Raw genomic sequence first — 15,467 nt, forward strand, 5'->3', positions numbered from 1 at the left:
CTTTTCTTGTTCTCTATGATCCATTAAGATTTTTTCTGTTCAGCTATCCACTCATCCACTTTCTTCTCCAGTACTGCCAGCGGCATTACCCCTCCTTTCAGTATAAGGTCATGAAACGCACTGATACTGAACTTATCACCTAACTCACGCTCAGCCCGCTGGCGTAGCTCCTTTATTTTAAGTTCGCCGATCTTGTAACTAAGTGCCTGCCCGGGTATTGCCATGTAGCGCTCGATTTCTGCCACTGCCGCGTCCTCGCTTGTCAACTCATTGTCAAGGGAAAACTGTATGGCCTGCTCCCTTGTCCAGCCTTTGGTATGCATCCCCACGTCAACAACCAGGCGTATCGCACGGTGCATTTCATCGCTCAGGCGTCCAAAGTACTGGTAAGGGTCGGTGTACAGCCCCAATTCTTTGCCAAGACTTTCAGAGTACAAGGCCCATCCTTCTCCAAAAGCGCCATACCAGGCATACTTCCTGAACTTAGGCAAGCCCTCCTGCTCCTGCTGAATAGAGATCTGGTAATGGTGGCCCGGAATAGCTTCGTGTAAGAAAAGCGATTCCATACCAACAGCATTATACTTGGTAGCATCCAGAATGGGCACATAAAAAATACCAGGTCTGGAGCCATCCGGTGCAGCCGGGCTATACTCTGCACTTGCCGACGCAGCCCGGAAAGCCTCTGTCTGGCGCACTTCAAACTTTGCTTTCGGAGTGATGCCAAACAACTTGTTAAGCTGAGGTTCCATGCGCTGGTGTATACCTCTGTACGCCGCCAGCACTTGCTCCGGTGTTTTAAATGGTGTGAATTTAGGATTGTCGTTCACGTATTTAAAAAACGCTTTCAGATCGCCTTTGAAGCCAACCTGCTCCTTTACTTTTTCCATCTCCCCACGAATGCGTTCTACCTCCTGCTGCCCTATCTTAAATATCTGATCTGGTGTCATGTTAGTAGTTGTCCAGTAGCGGACCAGGTAACGGTAGTAGGCATCGCCTCCTTTTACACCGCTTATCCCTGTTGTGCTACGGCTCTTAGGCAGGTATTCCTGCTTCATAAAGTCATACAGCTTTTTGTAGGTCGGGATCACTTCCTCTTTTATTGCTTTGCTGTAGGCCTGCCTGATGCTATCTTTCTGAGTGGCGGTAAAGCTTTCCGGCAGGTTTTTAACTGGTGCCCAGAATATGGTTTTAGCAGGGTCGTCAACTACCATGGCCTGCAACTGCGGCATCACCTTTAAAGTGAGCGCACGGGGCAACACTATTCCCACTGACATGCCTTTGCGCATATTGGCTACAGCGGTGTCGCCCCACACTGTAAACCCTTTTATCCGACCCAGAAAGTCACTGTAATCTTCGGGGGTATTAAACGGCTGATTACTGGAACCTGACCCTAACTGTGCCATGGTAATAGGTAAGCCCCAGAACTGGTTGATGGGCAGTAATTCACTGGGTTGTTCAAGGCCTTCCAGCGACATCTCCATCTCATACTTAAAAATATCGTAACTCACCTGCTCCTGATCCGATAAGCTGCTCCTGTCAACTTTATTGATCTGGTCCAGGTACTTCCGGTACATCTGCCTTACCTGCTCTTTGTGCTCCTGGCTGAGGTCATTTGGTAACTGGTCGTTGTACCGGTTATCGGCTATGGCCGTCGCCTCAAGAGGAAAAAGTTTCAGCCGCTCCTCAAAGTAATTATCAAATATCTGGTCTATGTTCTGCTCTGTCTGCACAATTTCGGTAGTTTGCTCTGTTTCAGAAGTGCGTGCACAGCCTGCTATGCCACAGGTGGCAGCAGCCAGTCCAGCACAAAAAATGAGGTGGTGTTTTTTCATGGGTAAAGGTTCATAAGGTCCAACATTTGTTTTTAAGTACTTAAAAGCTAACGATCAGGTGCCACTGCAGGCTTATACGCAAGTTAAACTAAAAGCTTAAAATTCAATTTCTTAAAACAGTAAAGGTGAGACCGGAAGCCTCACCTTTACTGTTTTTATTATCATTGCAAATTAGCTAGTACGCCTCCATCAAAAACCCTATATCATCGCCGGGTTTAAACTCCATTGGCTTTTGGCTTTGCAGGAAAACCCGTGCTGATAAAGGACCGAGCAATTCTATCCTATCTCCTTTTATCCGTAACATACTTCCTTCGCGGAGGCCTATAACGGGCTGTCGATTATGATGGTGGAATTCTGCAATACGCGTTTCACGAGTCTCCCCCATGTGAGTAGAGCCTTCAATGGGGTCAAGGTAATGGGGGTTGATGTTAAAAGGAACAAGCTCCAGCGCATCAAAGGTTTTAACATGTACAATAGGCATGTCATTGGTAGTGCCGATGGTTTTGCCGGCCACATTGGTGCCTGCGCTGGTTCCCATGTACGGCATTCCTTTTGCGACACGCTCCTGCAGTGGCTTCACAAGCTTGTTGTTATACAGGTTTCGGAGTAGTACAAAGGTATTCCCTCCTCCTATAAAAACTGCCTCTGCTTCGTTCACAGCCTTTACAGGGTCATCATACTCATGAACACCGGTTACGCTGATGCCCCATTTCCCGAATGTGTCCTTTACTTTTGCGGTATACTCGTTATGCGATATTCCCCCCGGGCGGGCATATGGTATAAACAGTATGCTTGATTTCCCTTCCAGGAGAGACCTGACCTCCTGTTCGGCATGCTCTAAATACTCTGTGCCGTGGGTAGTAGAAGTGCTGATTAAAAGTAAATTTCTGCTCATGCTCAAAAGTAAAGATTTTGGATGAGTGAAACAGCGAAAGCTTCTATAAATTAAGGATCATGCTAATCCGGGCTTACTGGTTTAAGTTTGAGCTTTATCGTTTCCAGGTATGGCTCCAGTTGCCTGTAACTGGTGAGGGCACGTACCAGGCCAATACTTTTTAAATCGTAGAGAAACCATATCTCCACATAAAAATCCTGAAACCAGTATAAGTCTATTTTGCACCAGCCTTTGATACGGTGGTGTACATAGTGCCCCTGATCCAACACGAGGTCTGCTTGCAGGAAAGGAGAAAGCTCATTAAAATCTTTGGCGCTTATCATTTTTCTAAACTACACATACCAACAATTACATTAAAAAAGGCTGCACTCCGGCAGCCTTTATAGTTTAACGTAATTTTTCTGATTTTGGTCTAGTTCAGGTGCAAAGTGTACAATTCGAACCTATTAGAGGCAAAACTCCAATGGGAAGATGAAGGGTGGATCTCAATGCCATCCTCATCCATAATTGTAATTGCAAATCCCTCGCCCTGGTTTAAAGGCTCAGTAAAATGCTTCACAGGGTACACCTTTCCTTCCTCTACCCACTCTTCTGGTTCGAAGGCAGGCATGGAGGCATCTACGCACTTTGCGTAAACCGACATGTAGCTGGGTGGTACGAATAAATTAACCATATGAAATAAACTTTCCAGAAAGATAAAAAATTCCTCCAAAACAGGAAATGAATTTGCCTTATTCGGATAATTAGAAATTAATGGGCAAAAAACATGCCTTAGTTGCTGCCAGTTGCCCTCTGAGTCAGGTTCCTGCTAAATTACTATTTGTAAATAGTTAGTCCTCTTTATCATACCTCTTTTTGTAAACTTTTGTGTCAGCTAATTTTCCCTGCTTGCCGTATCTACATAACTGACAAAGATTCACTATCTTTAATTAAAACACGGCTTATGGCGGAAACAAAAAGAAATCGGTTCGGCGGTAGCAGGCAGGCATTTGCGGTTGCTCCTCGTGTGTGGGGACTTAAGACTATTTTTGCAAACTTATACTTTGTAGCCAACCCAGACGGAAAGTGGGTATTGATTGATACAGGTGTAAAAGGGTATGCTCTCCAGATCAGGCAGGTAGCAGACGAAATTTTCGGTGAAAACAGCAAGCCGGAGGCGATCCTGTTAACGCATGGTCATTTTGATCATACAGGCTCGGTAAAAGAGCTGGCAGAAAGCTGGAATGTACCGGTTTATGCGCACCCAATGGAATTCCCATACCTTACCGGCCAATCCAATTATCCGCCACCTGATTCAAGCGTGGGTGGAGGCGCCATGGCCTACATGGCATTTGTTTACCCCAAAAAGCCTATCAATATCAGCAAATACCTGGAGCTTTTACCCCCTGATGGCGCTGTTCCGGTGCTCGAGGGCTGGCAGTGGCTGTATACCCCGGGCCACAGTCCGGGACACGTTTCTTTTTTTAGAGAAGAAGACAAAGTGCTGCTTGCCGGCGATGCATTTGTAACGCGTCATGCAGAATCTGCGATTGCAGTGATGACCGAAAAGCGAGAGGTGCACGGTCCGCCTGCCTATTATACACCTGACTGGGGCTCGGCCCACCGCTCTGTGGAAATGCTCTGTAACCTGAGTCCTGAAATTGCGGCTACCGGCCATGGCATGCCCATGAGGGGCAGGGAATTGCGCTGGCAGTTGGAAGACCTGGTGAAGGAGTTTTGGATCAGGGCAGTGCCAGACCATGGCCGCTATGTGCATGAACCGGCAGTTACCGACGAGCGAGGCATCATCTCTTTACCGCCTCCGGTAAGCTATTCAGCTCCTAAGGTGCTTGCTGTGGCAGGCGCTGTGGCTGTTGCCGGCCTCGTATGGGCTACGCTCAGCAAGCGCAATAACAAAGCAAAACCCAACGAGAACGTACCTCAACAGCACCGGCCTCCCAAAGAAAGGCCTTATTCCCATAACCGTGTGATGAACGGCTTTCCACCGACTGTTGACCCTGAACACGATAACCCGGAAGCTCACACCAATAATTATCCCTAAACAGAAAAAAGCCTGGTGATCAAGATCACCAGGCTTTTTTACCTTAGCTAGTTGAGCTTTCCTTAATCACTTTTGTGATTTGCTCTGCCGGAGCCGCTCTTATTTCCGCCACCATCCTGCTTGTTTACAGTGGCCCAGGCTCTCTTTTCGGCTTCATCATGGCTTACACCACGTTTTTCGTAGCCTTCTTCTATATGTTCTGCTTTACGCTTCTGCTTATCGGTATAGGCCGACTTATCTCCTTTAGACATAATATCCTCCTTATTTTATGTTCAACAAAATATAGGCCACCACGGCAGCCTATATTATTTACGATAGAAAGCCAGCACAGGGTTTAGGCAATGCTTATTCTATTTCTTGCACTTTTATCAGCTGATTGTAGCCAGCAAATACTCCGACGCCACCTTTAATATTAGTATAAAGAATAGTTGGTTCTGCAAATGGGTTACCATCAAATTGTTGCTGCCGATGCAAAGCATCCTGGAACAAGTAATAGTTTCTGTCCGTCACTAAAAGTAAGATGTTTAACTTTATTTTACTTCCATCTGCGTTGCTCATATTTCGATAGAAATAAAACTTATCAGATGTGATGGAGCCGTTTTCTAACATATCATCTTTATACAGATACGATTTATTATGTTCAGAATATAGCTCCTCGACCTGGGTATGCACCTGACCATAAGTATCTCGTATTTTATACATAAAACTCCCCAGCACACGGTAATAATTCTTGGCTTCAGGTGCGTCTTTCCATTTAAGAGCAACTTTGTAGTTTCGCAACTCATCACCTGTATAATCAGGTTCAAGTACATAAGAAGTGGCAATATCAGTAATTGCAATATTAGTTACAGCAGGAATGGAACAGGAAGCGCTTGCAGAAAAACCATCAGGGGTAGTTACAGTGAGGTAATACGTTTTACCGGCTACTACATTGTTCATATTAACCGCTGTTCGGTATTCATCAGCATCCGGATTATAGTTCAGGGTAGCCACGTTTGCACCATCAGAGATAGTAACTGTAGCATTCGAAACTTTCCGCTGCTCTTGGCTCAACTCTTTGCCAATTGCCGGTTGCGTTCTCTGAAGTTGCACCTTAACTATTGTATCCTGTGGTGAGATGTAAGAGATAACTGCAAGCTTTGAGGATACATCCATTAACTTAATATTATCTGCGTCTCTTTCGCAACTGGTAAGTATGGCAACTCCTACAAGTAAAAAAACAGGTATAAGTTTCAATATATTCATTGTTGATGAGTTCTGGTGAGGTTAAAATTTAAAGCTATAGCTGACAGATGGGATGATCGGGAACAAGGTCATCTGCTTTAGTTTTGATTCAGATTCACCGTTCTCATACTCATTGCTTATAAAGTAGAAAAAGGGGTTTTTACGGTTATAAGCATTATAAAAACTAACTTCCCATGTACGCTCTCCCCATTTCTTCATTTTATGAAACTGCACACCAATATCCATGCGATGGTAAGCAGCCATCCGGAAAGAGTTTCTATCGCCATAGTCGGTAGCATTGTTATTCATCCAGTAATTACTTACATAGTTGTAAGTTGATGGTTGATGCGGCTTGACAGTATAGGAACCTACTGGTAGCGTAACTGCATTACCAGTGCCATAGACCCAAGTACCAGACAGTGTTATTTTATCGCTTAGTTCATAAATTCCTACCAGTGAGATGTCATGACGGCGGTCGTATCGGGCATAAAATTTCTTACCGAAATTAAGCGAATCAAACTGCATCTGCGTCCAGGATAACGTATAGCCTACCCAGCCAGAGAAGCGCCCAACCTTTTTCTGTAACAGGAATTCTACGCCGTAAGACCACCCCTTCCCTGCAGTAATGTTATCCTCCCAGCTAACCTTTTCAGCTGACTCCGGATCATCGATCACCAGAAAACTTGCCCCCTCTTTGTACCCTATAATGTTATCAGACTTTTTATAATAACCTTCCACTGTTAGTGCCAGGTCCTTCTCCAGGAAATCCTTTGCAAAACCTAAAGCCACCTGCTCCGATTTCTGAGGTGCAATTCGATCAGTGGTAGGCACCCATAGGTCTGTAGGCAGGCCAATACCGGTATTGCTGATCAGGTGTACATACTGGTTCATGCGGGCATAAGAAGCTTTAACTGCCAGGTCTTGTTTGATGTTATAAGCTGCTGACAGGCGCGGCTCCGGCATAAAATAACTCTTTTTAGCTGCAGCAAAGTGGCTAAAGCGAACCCCGACATTTAATTTTAAATTTGGTGCAGGCTTGTAAGTATCCTCTACATACACAGAGGACTCTAAACCGTTTATATAATTTTCCTCACGCTCATACTGTTTTCCAGCATCGTCTTTTATAACAATTGCACTAGGGTTAAACCTATGTAATGTACTCTGAAAACCTGCACGTATAGAGTGCTGCGGGTTAGGCAGGTAGTCCACATCATACTTCAGAGAGAAGTCATGGATACCAGAAAAGTAATCCAGCTTATACTTACTATCATTTTCTTTGTCCTCTTCCTCTAAATAAATATTAAAGCGATACCGGCTGAAGGTAACGGAGGTGTTAGCAAACAACTGATCTGTGAAAAGGTGATTCCAGCGGAGCGTTCCTGTAGCATTCCCCCAGTAAATGCCTCCCTCAGATTTGCTGTCATCATAATTCTCACGGTAGTAAAATTTATCACGCCCAAAGTAGCCACTCAGGTACAACTTATTCTTGCGCCCGAAGTCATAGTTAACCTTCGTGTTCAGGTCGTAAAAGTAATAGCCTGCCTTGCCATCGATGTTCATAAATGGCCTTGCCAGTACATCGGCATAGGTTCGGCGGCCTGAAATCAGGAAAGACGATTTACCTTTGATTAGAGGTCCCTCCAGCATTAACCTGGAGGAGATCAAACCGATTCCTCCCTCACCATGAACCTCTTCTTTGTTGCCCTCTTTCATGTTCAGATCAATCACTGAAGAAAGACGCCCGCCGTACCTGGCCGGAAAACCTCCTTTGGTCAGCTCAACACTTTTAAGTGCATCACCATTAAAAAGTGAGAAGAAACCGAACAAGTGTGATGCATTGTAAACCGTGGCATCATCCAGAATGATCAGGTTCTGGTCTGGCCCGCCGCCACGTACGTAAATACCACTATTCCCTTCACTGCCCTTTTGCACGCCTGGCATCAGCTGCAGTACTTTCATCACATCCTTTTCACCGAGCAGCATGGGTATATTCTTTATTTGCGAGACAGGAATTTCGATTTTGCTCATCTCTACAGCCTGGCTCACCTTTTCCACCCGGTTTGCCACAACCTCTACTTCTGTTAAAGTAGCCTCTGATTGCAAATCGATGTTCAACTCTACATTCTGGCGGAGAGAGAATTTTCTGAATTCGGGTTTATAACCGAGATAGCCGAAGGCCAACGTAATGGAATCGGAAGCAGGAAGTGTTAGAGAATAAAAGCCGTAGGTGTTCGTGCTGGTACTTACAGTTTTGCCGGGCAGGTATACGCTCACCCCAATTAGTTGCTCGCCGCTGCCTTTTTCCCGTACATACCCGCTAATGGTATGTTTGCTTTGAGCAAAAGCAAGGCTGGCACTACATAAAAGCAGTAGAAGCGTAAAAAGTGTTTTCATAGTTTAATTTTGCTTTGAATAATTCGACTAATTTATTGAATATTCCTTTAGCAATCAGTATGCCAAATATTAAAACTTTAAAATATTTAGTAAACGTCATAATTAAAGTTAAAACAATAAAAATCCAATCCATTGTCTTCCCGTTAGAGCTATTAACACTTCATTTAGCACAGCTATGGAACAGGTTACTTATAATTATCAGGATAAAGTAGTGTTGGTAACAGGTGGTACGTCTGGTATAGGTCTGGCCACAGCGCATGCATTTGCCCGGTCCGGAGCCAGGCTGATCATCACAGGCAGGAATGAAGAGAAAGCAAGGGCTGCTATGAGTGGAACCGCTTTTGAGCCGGAGTTTATTCAGACAGATAACAGCCGACCTAAAGCTATTATGCAACTGTTTGATAAGATAAAGCAAAAGTATGGACGCCTGGATGTAGCGGTTAACAATGCTGCCGATGAAACTGGTGTAGGTAAGCCCCTGCACGAATTTGAGCTGCCGGATTTTGAAAATGCCATGGCCGCAAACCTGCGCGGCGTTTGGCTTTGTATGCAGCAGGAGATCCGGTTAATGCTGGGACAGCAGCCAGCCGGCGGGGCAATTGTCAACGTGGCAAGTATAAATGGCTTAGGAGGTGCTCCCGGAGGTTCACTTTATTCGGCAGCTAAAGCGGGCGTGATTGCCATGACTAAATCAGCTGCGCAGGAACTGGCTACAAGTAATATCAGGGTAAATGTACTAACCCCGGGAGCCCACAATACCCCTATGCTGCAGGACATGTTCCGGATGCAGTCAGGCGGAGATGCAGCCAAAGAAGCGGAAGTAAAGCAGATGTACCTCAACTTTATTCCTCAGAAACGCCTCGGAGAGCCTGCTGAAGCCGCTGCCGCTATACTTTGGCTTGGCTCCGATGCAGCCAGCTATATTACCGGGCACACTATGATCATAGACGGAGGCATGAGTGCGATGTTAAGGTAAGTGTTAAGCTTTCTTCATTATTTGCCTACCTTTGTACTATGATTTCGATGAGGCAATTGTTTCTGAAGCACCAGGCCCAGACATCAGATTTTCCGCTGATGATTGAGGTTGAGAAAGCAGAGGGTGTGTACATGTACGGCACGGAAGGGCAGCGCTACCTGGACCTGATCTCGGGGATTGGTGTGAGCAATGTGGGGCACAGGCATCCTAAGGTAGTTTCGGCAATACACGAGCAACTGGAGAAATACATGCACCTGATGGTGTATGGTGAATTTGTACAGGCTCCACAGGCTAAACTCTCTGAAGCCATCTGCAGTACCTTGCCCGAGAGACTCAACAATGTGTACCTGCTCAACTCAGGTACCGAAGCCGTAGAAGGCGCATTGAAATTAGCTAAGCGCTTTACAGGCCGCACCGAACTCATCTCCTGCCGCAACGCATACCATGGATCCACCCATGGGGCTTTGTCTGTTAACGGTAGCGAAAACTTCAAGAACGCTTATCGCCCCCTGCTGCCAGATATACGTCATATTCAGTATAACTCCATCCCGGACCTACAGCATATTACCTGCCGTACAGCTGCTGTAATTGTAGAGACTGTACAGGGAGAAGCGGGTGTGCGCGTGTCAGAGAACAACTACCTGAAACACCTGCGCCAGCGTTGCACCGAAGTAGGCGCTTTGCTGATACTGGATGAGATACAGTGCGGCTTTGGCAGAACCGGTACTTTCTGGGCTTTTGAGCAATTCGACATCGAGCCGGATATACTTCTGTGTGCCAAAGGTATGGGCGGCGGAATGCCGATCGGCGCATTTATAGCTCCTCAGGAGATCATGGCCGTGTTCAAAAACGATCCTATACTAGGTCACCTGACAACTTTTGGCGGCCACCCCGTTTCCTGCGCCGCATCACTGGCTACGCTGCAAACAATTAAAGAGGAAAAACTGCTGGAGGGCGTGCAGCAAAAGGCCGAACTATTTAAACAACTACTGGTGCACCCACGCATCAAAGAGATCCGGAACTGCGGCTTGATGATGGCTGCCGAGTTTGAGTCGTTTGAAGTCTTGAAAGCTGTGATAGACAGAGCGATAGTGAATGGCGTACTTACAGACTGGTTTCTTTTCTGCGATAACTCCATGCGCATTGCACCACCCCTTACCATAACAGAAGAGCAGATACGGGAAGCCTGCGATGTAATATTACGATCCATAGAGGAAGCATAGGAAGTACAGAAATAATTTCCCATTTTCACCACCACTCCGGGACACTGTACGTAAAAGCCGGAACTATACTAACTTCTTTGGTATTCGGTATCCTCAGCTTTTATGGAAATAGCACTGGTACTTACTTTGCTTGTGATTGCAGTGGTACTCTTTGCCACTGAAGCGCTCTCTATCGAGATCGTTACACTGATCATGCTCATTATTCTGGCTAGTACCCGCATTATTACAGCAGAAGAAGCATTTGCAGGCCTCAGTAGCGATTTCATCATCATTATTGCCTCCATTTTTATACTTAGCGCAGCACTGCAAGAAACAGGTATCCTTGATTTTGTGGTTGTGCGGCTTGTTCGGATCGCCAGGCGCAGCAACAACCTCATGCTGTTTGTGGTAATGCTGATATCCGGAACTGTGTCAGCGTTTATGAACAATACTACTGTTACAGCCATGTTCTTAACACCGCTCGTCGGCCTGTCTAAGCGCATCAACCAGAGTACTTCCAAAATACTGATGCCACTGGCTTATGCCTCTATACTTGGCGGAACCTGTACGCTTATTGGTACATCTACAAACGTGGCCGTTAGCGGCTACATTGCAAAAACAGGAATGCCACCTATCGGCCTGTTCGAGATCAGCGGCATCGGTGTTGTGATATTTGCCGTTGGACTTATTTACATGATGACAATTGGGAAGCGCCTGTTGCCAAGCCATGATGATCAGCAACTGGCCGAAGAGTATAAACTACAAAAATACCTGACTGAAATTGTAGTAAACCCGGACTCCCCTCTTATCGGGCAGCTGGTGTTCGCATCTGACTTGACCACACTCAATTTCAGGATGCTGAATATAATCCGGGGGAAGGATAATTTCCTGCCGGACTTCCGGACCCGTATAAGGCCCAACGACATTCTGCTGGTAGAGGGTGATCTGGATAACCTCATCAAGGTAAAGGAAACAAAAGGCATACAGATCATGGCCGATGCGATACTTTCAAAAGACCTTGTGTCTGAAAATATCCGTCTTGCGGAGATGCTGGTGGTTCGTAACTCTACCCTGATAGGTAAAAGCGTGAAGGAAGCGGAATTTCTGCGCCGTTACGGCCTAGTTGTCATTGCCATTTCGAGACACGGCGAGACATTGCGCAGCAAGATCGGGAGCATACGGCTACAGCTCGGCGATCTCTTACTTGTGCAGGGCTCGGCACAGCGCTTCGATCAGCTGAGGCAGTCGAACAGCCTGGCACTGCTGGATGAGTTTCAACCGCTCCTTTTCAAAAAGCGGAAAGGGATCATTGTTATAGCCTGCTTTTTATTTGCCATAATTACCGGCACCCTGAACCTGCTGCCATTGTCAATTGCCTTTCTGTTAGCTGCCATTTGCAGTATACTGTTCCGGTGCATCAGCACCGATAAAGCCTATGCCGCCATAGATTTCCGTTTACTTATACTAATAGGCGGCATGACCGCCTTTGGTACTGCCATGGAAAACTCGGGAGCGGCAGATTTCCTGGCGCACGGAATTATTCAAATGATGGGTTCATTTGGTACGATGGCTGTGCTGGGAGGTTTTGTCGTACTTACGGTGCTGCTCACCCAGCCAATGTCCAATGCTGCCGCAGCACTGGTTGTGGTGCCTGTGGCCTTGCGCACCGCTGCAGAACTACACGCTGACCCCAGGGCATTTGCCATTGCCATTATGCTAGCCGCCTCTGTATCGTTGGTCACCCCTTTCGAGCCTGCCTGCATACTTGTTTACAGCCCCGGCAAATACCACTTCCGTGATTTCATAAAGACAGGCACGCCCCTAACCGTTCTGCTAATAATTGTGATCCTGGTATTAGTACCTGTTTTCTGGCCAATGTAACAGCATTAAAAGATAAAGAGTAAGGATATAAAATTAAGCGTCAAACGATGAAGAACAGACATTTTATACTTGCTGCATTATTGCTTGCCCTGGCCGGCTCCTGTAGTCCCAAGAACGAAGAAGTGCAGGATGAACAGGTAGAAGTTAACTCTCCCTCCGAGGGTTTGGACTCTATTGCCATAACTAAAAAAGACGCTTTAAAGACTGATGAGAATGAGATAAACCCTACAATGCCACTGCCGCCTCCGGTATTACGGCTTCTGTCAGAGCGCTATCCTGGTTTTAAACAACCCACTCTTTCCGCAGGAGTGCGTGCCATGGCAGACGCACATGAACAGGGACCGTACATTGTGCGCGGAGATTTTAATGGTGACACGCGGCAGGATTATGCGCTGCAGTTGCAACAAGATAGAAATGTGATCGTGTTAGCCATACTTGATGCGGGTAACGGGAACTGGGATGTGCATGAACTACAAAAGGATATCCTCTTTAATGACCGCGGAGAGCTTAAAAGCCTTTATTACCTGTACCTGACAGAGATTGGTGAAGAAATCATGGATCCTGCTACCAACGAAGTGTTTGAAGCACCGCATGATGCCGTGTCGGTGGGCATCGAAAAAAACACTACAACCTATGTTTACCAGTCTGGCTCCTTCGAGGCATATAGCCCAAGATGATGAATCGTTAACCTGTTTTAATCCACTGCTGTATAAAGTATCCCTCCGATAATGGCAGCGCCCACACTAACAGTAAAGGCCATTTTACCCAGCCTGGAAGATTGCAGGATATCGGAATCAGAAAAATAATACTTGTTGAGGTGTAGGTGGAACAGGAAAAATAGCAGGGCCAGTACAAAACTGAGAAACCAGAATATACCAAAACGAAGCATAAAATCAAGGGGAAGCCCTCCGTTAATGCTTCTCATAATAACCTTATCGCTTAACAGGAAATGTGATCCTAACGCTGCTACCGCGCTGCTGTAAATTATAATAAGTGATTTATAATACGAATAAAATCTCCTCATAAATAAATTGTTTCTACTGACCCGAATAGGTAAAGAATAGCCTTTTCTTACGCCATAAACAATAGAGCGTTAAGGCAGGTAACATGCTTTTCTTCTGATGTCAGGATTTTAATAATTCAGGAAGGACTGTGCCTCCAGTTTAATGCTCTCACGCGTTAAACCATCTTTTACACCCAATGATATCTTGCGAACCAGCACCCCCACAATAGCTTTCTTAAACCCGAGTCTGGCAGCCATGTGTATACAAAACTCCATTTCGCTCTCATCCACAATTCCGTCGGCCAGCATCATTTCAACCAAGTCATAGATCTGATCGAACCTCTCAGAATCATTTGTTGGCAGCTGTAACTCCGACGTATCAGTATTTGAAATTATATGACGCACCTCATTAGGCTTCATCCCATGCTTTGTACCTATCGAGATAATGAAATTCATCTCTGTAGGGTCTACATGGCCATCTACTTTAGCCAACGCACTGAGGTTCGCAATGTGGCTCTTTAACTTCTTTGTTTCTTCACTTTCAAAAAAACCGAACATACATTGCCTCTTTTAATGTAATTATATTTAAACTTTAAATCATGATAAGCATACTTCAGACAGACTGTATATCATGCTTCACAGCTGCAGAAATACCAAATTTAATTGTGCAACACAGGTTACAAATTGCTAGTATTGTAACTACCGCTATTGCATACGGTTTTCTCTATTTATAGAGACATGCTTTTGTAGCTTTTTTTATATTTATGCCCATAAAGCATTAAACACCTGGTAAATTCGAATTGCATTACACAGTTGTAATCAAATAACGTTGAGATTGGATCCTTTTGTGCAATTCAGTGCCAGACATTAAGCTAAAAAATTTTAAGTAGAATGAAAAGAATTGGAGTGTTTACTTCCGGTGGCGACTCACCAGGGATGAACGCATGTATCAGGGCGGTTGTAAGAGCTGCCGTACATCAGGGAGTTGAAGTATACGGTATTATGCGCGGCTATAAGGGTATGATAAAAGGCGAAATTGTACGCCTGGAGTCAAACTCTGTCAGTAATACGATTCAGAAAGGCGGCACAATGCTTCGATCCGCCAGAAGCAAGGAATTTATGACCAAGGAAGGCCGGCGCGAGGCCTATGACCAGTTAAAGAAATTTGGCATTGAAGGCCTGGTGGCCATTGGTGGCGATGGTACCTTTACTGGCGCAAATATTTTCTGCGAAGAATATGGCATACCTACTATAGGGGCGCCAGGTACTATTGACAATGACCTGTATGGCACCGATTATACGATAGGGTATGATACTGCAGTAAATACAGCACTTGATGCGATAGACAAGATACGCGATACGGCAGACAGCCACGACAGGGTTTTCTTTATTGAGGTAATGGGCCGCGACTCAGGCTATATCGCCATTCCATGCGCGATAGGCGGAGGTGCCGAGATCGTAATGATCCCGGAAGCAGAAACATCCATCCAAACAGTTGTAGACACACTTCGCACAGGCTGGGACCGTTCCAAAACTTCTTTTATTGTGATCATAGCCGAAGGTGATGAAGCGGGCAATGCGACAGATGTTGCCGCCGAAGTACAGAAAGCTTTGCCTTACATGGATGCCCGTGTTACCATTCTGGGGCATGTGCAGCGCGGTGGCTCCCCTACTGCGGCAGACAGGCTTTTGGCCAGCCGTTTAGGAATTGCCTGCGTGGAAGGCCTTTTGCAGGGACGTAAAAGTGTGATGGCCGGAATCGTAAATTCAAAGCTGGTTTATACTCCTTTTATTGATACTATTACCAAGCAAAAGATCATCAACCCGCATTACATCGAGATGGTCAACATCCTATCAGTATAACTTATACTTAACAGCCATTTACAGGCACTTGTAGAGGCTGTTAAGTATAGTACCTGTTCTATTTACAACTTGCCACCCAAAGCAAACATCTAACTACCAGACAGATACAATTCAAAGGTTTTCATAAGCCTATCTATATTCATACAAATTCGTAAA

15 protein-coding genes are annotated in these 15,467 nt (G+C 45.6%); 6 read left to right on the forward strand and 9 right to left on the reverse strand.

All coding sequences use genetic code 11. The features are described 5' to 3' along the window. Positions 1 to 23: 23 nt before the first annotated feature. The 4 genes from ACSX1A_RS11745 to ACSX1A_RS11760 all read right to left on the reverse strand — a co-directional run bounded on the left by ACSX1A_RS11745 (position 24) and on the right by ACSX1A_RS11760 (position 3,400). A complete protein-coding gene (locus tag ACSX1A_RS11745; protein ID WP_439879841.1) occupies positions 24 to 1,832 on the reverse strand; it encodes a DUF885 domain-containing protein in 1,809 nt (602 codons plus the stop codon). A 175-nt stretch (positions 1,833 to 2,007) separates the two neighbouring features. Beyond that, positions 2,008 to 2,727, reverse strand: coding sequence for a dipeptidase PepE (gene pepE, locus ACSX1A_RS11750; protein WP_439879842.1), 720 nt, complete (start codon positions 2,725 to 2,727; stop codon positions 2,008 to 2,010). A gap of 62 nt (positions 2,728 to 2,789) precedes the next feature. After that, positions 2,790 to 3,050, reverse strand: a complete 261-nt coding sequence (locus ACSX1A_RS11755) for a hypothetical protein (protein WP_439879843.1) — start codon at positions 3,048 to 3,050, stop codon at positions 2,790 to 2,792. An 89-nt stretch (positions 3,051 to 3,139) separates the two neighbouring features. Next, positions 3,140 to 3,400, reverse strand: a complete 261-nt coding sequence (locus ACSX1A_RS11760; protein WP_439879844.1) for a hypothetical protein — start codon at positions 3,398 to 3,400, stop codon at positions 3,140 to 3,142. A 270-nt stretch (positions 3,401 to 3,670) separates the two neighbouring features. Here ACSX1A_RS11760 and ACSX1A_RS11765 point away from each other — a divergent pair, with 270 nt between their 5' ends. Next, entirely contained in the window at positions 3,671 to 4,768 is a 1,098-nt protein-coding gene (locus ACSX1A_RS11765) for an MBL fold metallo-hydrolase (RefSeq protein WP_439879845.1), read from the forward strand. Positions 4,769 to 4,830: 62 nt separating this feature from the next. Here ACSX1A_RS11765 and ACSX1A_RS11770 read toward each other — a convergent pair whose 3' ends face one another. The 3 genes from ACSX1A_RS11770 to ACSX1A_RS11780 form a co-directional block, all read right to left on the reverse strand. Further along, a complete protein-coding gene (locus ACSX1A_RS11770; protein WP_439879846.1) occupies positions 4,831 to 5,019 on the reverse strand; it encodes a hypothetical protein in 189 nt (62 codons plus the stop codon). Between the two features lie 94 nt (positions 5,020 to 5,113). Beyond that, positions 5,114 to 6,013: a DUF4249 domain-containing protein gene (locus ACSX1A_RS11775; RefSeq protein WP_439879847.1), complete on the reverse strand. Its 900-nt coding sequence runs from the start codon at positions 6,011 to 6,013 to the stop codon at positions 5,114 to 5,116. A gap of 21 nt (positions 6,014 to 6,034) precedes the next feature. Beyond that, positions 6,035 to 8,386: a TonB-dependent receptor gene (locus tag ACSX1A_RS11780; RefSeq protein ID WP_439879848.1), complete on the reverse strand. Its 2,352-nt coding sequence runs from the start codon at positions 8,384 to 8,386 to the stop codon at positions 6,035 to 6,037. A gap of 175 nt (positions 8,387 to 8,561) precedes the next feature. Here ACSX1A_RS11780 and ACSX1A_RS11785 point away from each other — a divergent pair, with 175 nt between their 5' ends. From ACSX1A_RS11785 to ACSX1A_RS11800, 4 genes are all read left to right on the forward strand, one after another. Further along, complete coding sequence (locus ACSX1A_RS11785) at positions 8,562 to 9,362, forward strand: SDR family NAD(P)-dependent oxidoreductase (protein ID WP_439879849.1); 801 nt, start codon at positions 8,562 to 8,564, stop codon at positions 9,360 to 9,362. Positions 9,363 to 9,403: 41 nt separating this feature from the next. Beyond that, positions 9,404 to 10,585, forward strand: coding sequence for an aspartate aminotransferase family protein (locus tag ACSX1A_RS11790; RefSeq protein WP_439883555.1), 1,182 nt, complete (start codon positions 9,404 to 9,406; stop codon positions 10,583 to 10,585). A 102-nt stretch (positions 10,586 to 10,687) separates the two neighbouring features. After that, on the forward strand, positions 10,688 to 12,445 hold the full coding sequence (locus ACSX1A_RS11795; protein ID WP_439879850.1) for an SLC13 family permease: 1,758 nt from the start codon (positions 10,688 to 10,690) through the stop codon (positions 12,443 to 12,445). A gap of 47 nt (positions 12,446 to 12,492) precedes the next feature. After that, positions 12,493 to 13,122, forward strand: a complete 630-nt coding sequence (locus tag ACSX1A_RS11800) for a hypothetical protein (protein WP_439879851.1) — start codon at positions 12,493 to 12,495, stop codon at positions 13,120 to 13,122. A gap of 17 nt (positions 13,123 to 13,139) precedes the next feature. Here ACSX1A_RS11800 and ACSX1A_RS11805 read toward each other — a convergent pair whose 3' ends face one another. Both ACSX1A_RS11805 and ACSX1A_RS11810 read right to left on the reverse strand, forming a co-directional pair. Further along, entirely contained in the window at positions 13,140 to 13,370 is a 231-nt protein-coding gene (locus ACSX1A_RS11805; RefSeq protein ID WP_439879852.1) for a hypothetical protein, read from the reverse strand. Positions 13,371 to 13,577: 207 nt separating this feature from the next. Continuing rightward, a complete protein-coding gene (locus tag ACSX1A_RS11810; protein ID WP_439879853.1) occupies positions 13,578 to 14,006 on the reverse strand; it encodes a TerB family tellurite resistance protein in 429 nt (142 codons plus the stop codon). A gap of 333 nt (positions 14,007 to 14,339) precedes the next feature. Here ACSX1A_RS11810 and pfkA point away from each other — a divergent pair, with 333 nt between their 5' ends. Further along, positions 14,340 to 15,311, forward strand: a complete 972-nt coding sequence (pfkA, locus tag ACSX1A_RS11815; protein ID WP_439879854.1) for a 6-phosphofructokinase — start codon at positions 14,340 to 14,342, stop codon at positions 15,309 to 15,311. The last annotated feature ends 156 nt before the right edge of the window (positions 15,312 to 15,467 follow it).

The organism is Pontibacter sp. MBLB2868 (genome assembly GCF_051904785.1).
Classification (GTDB): Bacteria; Bacteroidota; Bacteroidia; order Cytophagales; family Hymenobacteraceae; genus Pontibacter.

What these genes read in the sequence shown, in the direction of transcription:
- ACSX1A_RS11760 (WP_439879844.1), bottom strand. Translation starts at nt 3,400, where the DNA reads ATGGTTAATTTATTCGTACCACCCAGCTACATGTCGGTTTACGCAAAG.
- ACSX1A_RS11800 (WP_439879851.1), top strand. Translation starts at nt 12,493, where the DNA reads ATGAAGAACAGACATTTTATACTTGCTGCATTATTGCTTGCCCTGGCC.
- ACSX1A_RS11795 (WP_439879850.1), top strand. Translation starts at nt 10,688, where the DNA reads ATGGAAATAGCACTGGTACTTACTTTGCTTGTGATTGCAGTGGTACTC.
- ACSX1A_RS11775 (WP_439879847.1), bottom strand. Translation starts at nt 6,013, where the DNA reads ATGAATATATTGAAACTTATACCTGTTTTTTTACTTGTAGGAGTTGCC.
- ACSX1A_RS11780 (WP_439879848.1), bottom strand. Translation starts at nt 8,386, where the DNA reads ATGAAAACACTTTTTACGCTTCTACTGCTTTTATGTAGTGCCAGCCTT.
- ACSX1A_RS11810 (WP_439879853.1), bottom strand. Translation starts at nt 14,006, where the DNA reads ATGTTCGGTTTTTTTGAAAGTGAAGAAACAAAGAAGTTAAAGAGCCAC.
- pepE (WP_439879842.1), bottom strand. Translation starts at nt 2,727, where the DNA reads ATGAGCAGAAATTTACTTTTAATCAGCACTTCTACTACCCACGGCACA.
- ACSX1A_RS11765 (WP_439879845.1), top strand. Translation starts at nt 3,671, where the DNA reads ATGGCGGAAACAAAAAGAAATCGGTTCGGCGGTAGCAGGCAGGCATTT.
- ACSX1A_RS11745 (WP_439879841.1), bottom strand. Translation starts at nt 1,832, where the DNA reads ATGAAAAAACACCACCTCATTTTTTGTGCTGGACTGGCTGCTGCCACC.
- ACSX1A_RS11770 (WP_439879846.1), bottom strand. Translation starts at nt 5,019, where the DNA reads ATGTCTAAAGGAGATAAGTCGGCCTATACCGATAAGCAGAAGCGTAAA.
- pfkA (WP_439879854.1), top strand. Translation starts at nt 14,340, where the DNA reads ATGAAAAGAATTGGAGTGTTTACTTCCGGTGGCGACTCACCAGGGATG.
- ACSX1A_RS11805 (WP_439879852.1), bottom strand. Translation starts at nt 13,370, where the DNA reads ATGAGAAGCATTAACGGAGGGCTTCCCCTTGATTTTATGCTTCGTTTT.
- ACSX1A_RS11785 (WP_439879849.1), top strand. Translation starts at nt 8,562, where the DNA reads ATGGAACAGGTTACTTATAATTATCAGGATAAAGTAGTGTTGGTAACA.
- ACSX1A_RS11755 (WP_439879843.1), bottom strand. Translation starts at nt 3,050, where the DNA reads ATGATAAGCGCCAAAGATTTTAATGAGCTTTCTCCTTTCCTGCAAGCA.